Genomic DNA, 3,779 nt, shown 5'->3' with positions numbered 1-3,779 from the left:
AGATTCAGATTCAAGTAATTTCGGAGAAGGAAATGGAGGAGAAGGAGATACAGTTGATACAGATGGCGATGGCGTACCAGATTATCAAGATTTAGACAGTGATGATGATGGAATAAACGATATCACTGAAGGCGGAAATGATGATGCAGATGGAAATGGAGTAGTAGATGGTCCAGATAGTGATGGCGATGGAATTTCAGATGAAGTAGATGAAGATGATTCAGGATTTGGAGATTCAGGAAATACAGATGTAAACGATACAGATCCAACGGATCCAGATAGTGGAGGAACAGGAGTTGTAACAGACAGTGGAACAGATAGTGATGGCGATGGTATATCAGATAGTGTTGATGGCGATGATTCAGGATTTGGAGATGCAACTGATACCGATGGTGATGGAATTCCAGATCATTTAGATGTAGATGATGATAATGATGGAATACCAGATACAGCAGAAGGAACAGGCGATACCGATGGCGATGGAATTCCAGATAGTTTAGATTTAGATAGTGATAATGATGGGATATTAGATGTAGATGAAGGTGGAAATGGTGATTTAGATACCAATGGCGATGGAGTTATCGATTCAAATGATACAGGATATGTAGATACAGACAATGATGGTCAAGCAGATGATTCAGTTGATACTGATGAAGAACCAGATACCGATGGAGATGGCGTGCCAGATTATCAAGATTTAGATAGTGATAATGATGGGATCAATGATGTTATAGAGAATGGAAATGGCGATTTAGATACGAACAATGATGGTGTTATCGATTCAAATGATACAGGAGGATCAGATAGTGATGGCGATGGTATTTCAGATAGTGTAGATTCAGACTCAAGTAATTTCGGAGAAGGAAATGGAGGAGAAGGAGATACAGTTGATACAGATGGCGATGGCGTACCAGATTATCAAGATTTAGACAGTGATGATGATGGAATAAACGATATCACTGAAGGCGGAAATGATGATGCAGATGGAAATGGAGTAGTAGATGGCCCAGATAGTGATGGTGATGGTATTTCAGATGAAGTAGATGAAGACGATTCAGGATTTGGAGATTCAGGAAATACAGATGTAAACGATACAGATCCAACGGATCCAGATAGTGGAGGAACAGGAGTTGTAACAGACAGTGGAACAGATAGTGATGGCGATGGTATATCAGATAGTGTTGATGGCGATGATACTAATTTTGGAGATGCAACTGATACCGATGGTGATGGAATTCCAGATCATCTAGATGTAGATGATGATAATGATGGAATTCCAGATACAGCAGAAGGAACAGGAGATACCGATGGCGATGGAATACCAGATAGTTTAGATTTAGATAGTGATAATGATGGGATATTAGATGTAGATGAAGGCGGAAATGGTGATTTAGATACCAATGGCGATGGAGTTATCGATTCAAATGATACAGGATATGTAGATGCAGACAATGATGGTCAAGCAGATGATTCAGTAGATACTGATGAAGAACCAGATACCGATGGCGATGGCGTACCAGATTATCAAGATTTAGATAGTGACAATGACGGGATCAATGATGTTATAGAGAATGGAAATGGTGATTTAGACACGAACAATGATGGTGTTATCGATTCAAATGATACTGGAGGATCAGATAGTGATGGCGATGGTATTTCAGATAGTGTAGATTCAGATTCAAGTAATTTCGGAGAAGGAGCTGGAGGAGAAGGAGATACAGTTGATACCGATGGAGATGGAGTTCCAGATTACCAAGATTTAGACAGTGATGATGATGGAATAAACGATATCACTGAAGGCGGAAATGATGATGAAGATGGAAATGGAGTAGTAGATGGCCCAGATAGTGATGGTGATGGAATTTCAGATGAAGTAGATGAAGATGATTCAGGATTTGGAGATTCAGGAAATACAGATGTAAATGATACAGATCCAACAGATCCAGATAGTGGAGGAACAGGAGTTGTAACAGACAGTGGAACAGATAGTGATGGCGATGGTATATCAGATAGTGTTGATGGCGATGATACTAATTTTGGAGATGCAACTGATACCGATGGTGATGGAATACCAGATCATTTAGATGTAGATGATGATAATGATGGAATTCCAGATACAGCAGAAGGAACAGGAGATACAGATGGCGATGGAATACCAGATAGTTTAGATTTAGATAGTGATAATGATGGGATATTAGATGTAGATGAAGGCGGAAATGGTGATTTAGATACCAATGGCGATGGAGTTATCGATTCAAATGATACAGGCTATGTAGATGCAGATAATGATGGTCAGGCAGATAATTCAGTAGATACTGATGAAGAACCAGATACAGATGGCGATGGCGTACCAGATTATCAAGATTTAGATAGTGACAATGACGGAATTAATGATGTTATAGAGAATGGAAATGGCGATTTAGATACGAACAATGATGGTGTTATCGATTCAAATGATACAGGAGGATCAGATAGTGATGGCGATGGTATTTCAGATAGTGTAGATTCAGACTCAAGTAATTTCGGAGAAGGAGCTGGAGGAGATGGAGATACAGTTGATACAGATGGCGATGGAGTTCCAGATTATCAAGATTTAGATAGTGATGATGATGGTATCAATGATATTACTGAAGGTGGAAATGATGATATGGATGGAAATGGAGTAGTAGATGGCCCAGATAGTGACGGAGATGGAATTTCAGATGAAGTAGATGAAGATGATTCAGGATTTGGAGATTCAGGAAATAATGATAACTTACCTGATGGGAACTCTGATGGTATCCCAGATGTTATTGATCCAAATGAAGGTGGAGGAACAGGAGTTTTACCAGATAGTGGAACAGATTCAGACGGTGATGGAATTGCTGATAGTGCAGATTTAAACGATTCTATTTTTGGAGACGCTATTGGAATTGATGACTGTGTTAGTGTTTACAATGAGTTTACACCCAATGATGATGGTAGTAATGATACTTTAATAATTGATTGTATAGAAAATTATCCTACAAATACATTAGAAATATTTAATAGATGGGGTAATTTAGTGTATAAAAAGAAGCAGTATAATAATAAGTGGGATGGTACCTCTACAGGAAGAGTAAATATTCAAGTAGACAATAAATTACCTTCTGGAACATATTTCTATGTTCTTGATTTAGGAAATGGTACAAAACCTAAAAAGGGGTGGATCTATATTAATAGAGATTAATGTTATAAATTTGCAAAATTTTATAAAAAAGACTATTTTTTGTTTAAATGTTTGCAATGTAGTTTTTTACTGTAATTTTAAATAAAATAATTTTAAAAAATCGTTAATAAATCTAAAGAAATTAGTAAGGATGAATAATATATTAAAAGTAATCAGCATACTAATCTTAATGCTAAGTTCATGTATAGTAAGCGGACAGCAAGATCCTCAGTATACACAATATATGTTTAATACAATGAGTGTTAATCCGGCATATGTAGGTTCAAAAGGACATACAATGATCAATGTTTTGGCAAGAACACAATGGGTTGGAATTGATGGAGCGCCAGATACTCAAACATTAAGTTATGATACTCCGTTAGGATATTCAGGAGTTGGATTAGGAATAAATTTGGTAAATGATGCAATTGGTCCATCTAATGAAACGTATATAGATGCAAATGTTTCTTATACCGTTCGAACAAGTGAAGATGGAAATTTAGCATTTGGATTAAAGTTAGGAGGGCGTTTTTTTAATGTAGACTGGAGTAAAGGAGTTTTTCGAGATGGAAATGATAGATCATTAAATCAA

The 3,779-nt window shown here is 37.0% G+C and carries 2 protein-coding genes (1 of these 2 cut by a window edge); both read left to right on the top strand.

Annotation, left to right across the window (positions count from 1 at the left end):
* Positions 1 to 3,208 (top strand): T9SS type B sorting domain-containing protein (locus ACKTTQ_RS14490; RefSeq protein ID WP_408049617.1); only part of this gene is annotated, 3,208 nt, incomplete at its 5' end.
* A gap of 130 nt (positions 3,209 to 3,338) precedes the next feature.
* Positions 3,339 to 3,779, top strand: partial view of a PorP/SprF family type IX secretion system membrane protein gene (locus ACKTTQ_RS14485; protein ID WP_408049616.1) — the 5' portion only. Its footprint extends 411 nt past the window's final position; only the first 441 of its 852 coding nucleotides appear in the window; it begins with the start codon at positions 3,339 to 3,341; its stop codon lies off the right edge, out of view.

The sequence above is a fragment of the Tenacibaculum halocynthiae genome (assembly GCF_964512825.1).
Lineage (GTDB): Bacteria > Bacteroidota > Bacteroidia > Flavobacteriales > Flavobacteriaceae > Polaribacter > Polaribacter halocynthiae.
The sequence above is the reverse complement of the archived record's forward strand: the minus strand, read 5'-3'. Positions and strand labels throughout refer to the sequence as shown.